Source organism: Streptomyces sp. NRRL WC-3549, from assembly GCF_000721935.1.
Classification (GTDB): Bacteria; Actinomycetota; Actinomycetes; order Streptomycetales; family Streptomycetaceae; genus Streptomyces.
Genome location: NZ_KL585391.1, coordinates 82,673 through 83,479, shown reverse-complemented (window position 1 = coordinate 83,479; position 807 = coordinate 82,673). Strand labels below are relative to the sequence as shown.

1 protein-coding gene is annotated in these 807 nt (G+C 73.5%); it reads left to right on the top strand.

The window, feature by feature from the left end; genetic code table 11:
- A partial coding sequence (locus tag IH13_RS0108920; RefSeq protein ID WP_031082653.1) for an MFS transporter occupies positions 1-807 on the top strand: 807 nt, incomplete at both ends.

Below are 807 nucleotides of genomic sequence, written 5' to 3'. Positions count from 1 at the left end.
CAGCTGCCCGCCGCCAACGCCCTCAACGCGATGACCTCCACCACGGGCGGGCTGGTCGGCCCGATGCTCGGCGGCCTCATCGTCGGATGGTGGGGCTACCGGGCCGCGTACACCATCGACGCCGTCACCTTCACCGCCTCCCTGTACGCGATGTGGCGGCTCCCCTCGATGCTTCCCGACCGGAAGACCGGCAAGGGCGCCGAGCGGGCGTCGGTCATGGACGGGCTGCGCTTCCTCGGGACCCGCCCCAATCTGCGGATGACTTTCTTCAGCGACCTGTGCGCCATGGTGCTGGCCCAGCCCCGCGCCCTGTTCCCGGTGGTCGCCGTCCTCTGGTTCGGCGGTGACGCGAAGACGACCGGTCTGCTGGTCGCCGCGCCCGCCCTGGGCGCCCTGCTCGGCAGCGTCTTCTCCGGGTGGCTGGGGCGGATCCGGCGGCACGGGCTCGCGATCCTGATCGCCGTCTGCTGCTGGGGCGCGGCCGTCGCGGTGTTCGGGCTGACCCGTCAGCTCTGGCCCGGGCTCGTCCTGCTGGCCGTCGCCGGGTGCGCCGACTCCATCTCGATGGTCTTCCGCAACACCATGCTCCAGGCCGCCGCGCCGGACGAGATGCGCGGACGTCTGCAGGGCGTGTTCATCGTCGTCGTGGCCGGCGGCCCACGCCTCGGCGACCTCGTGGCCGGTTCGGTGGCCGACCTGGCGTCCCCGGTCGTCGCGGTGACCGGCGGCGGGGCCGCGTGTGTGCTGCTCGTCTGTCTGCTGGGGCTGCGCTGGCGCGGCTTCGCCCGCTACGACGCGCGGGACCCG